Source organism: Actinacidiphila acidipaludis (genome assembly GCF_019890725.1).
GTDB lineage: Bacteria > Actinomycetota > Actinomycetes > Streptomycetales > Streptomycetaceae > Actinacidiphila > Actinacidiphila acidipaludis.
In genome coordinates, this window is record NZ_JAINZZ010000162.1 from 1 (window position 1) to 332 (window position 332).

At 72.9% G+C, this 332-nt stretch carries 1 protein-coding gene; it reads left to right on the forward strand.

Annotation, left to right across the window (positions count from 1 at the left end; genetic code table 11):
• Positions 1 to 332: condensation domain-containing protein (locus tag K7862_RS37145; protein ID WP_222970229.1), on the forward strand; the 332-nt coding region annotated here is incomplete at both ends.

Consider the following 332-nt stretch of genomic DNA (forward strand, 5'->3'; position numbering starts at 1 on the left):
CGCCCTCCAGAACAACGCTCCCGGGACGCTGGACCTCCCTGGTCTGGCGGCCGCGCCCGAGCCGCTGGAGACCGGCAGCGACGTCTACGACCTGTCCGTCGAGCTGGTGGAGGACCACGACGAGGCGGGGGCGCCCGGCGGGATTAACGGCGCGCTGTCGTACAGCCGGGACCTGTTCGACGAGGACACGGCGCGGTCGCTCGCCGACCGGCTGGTGCGCGTCCTCCGGGCCGTCGCCACCGACCCCACCCGCCCGCTCAGCAGCATCGACATCCTGGGCACCGACGAACGCGACCGCATCCTCAACGACTGGAACGCCACCGCCCACACCG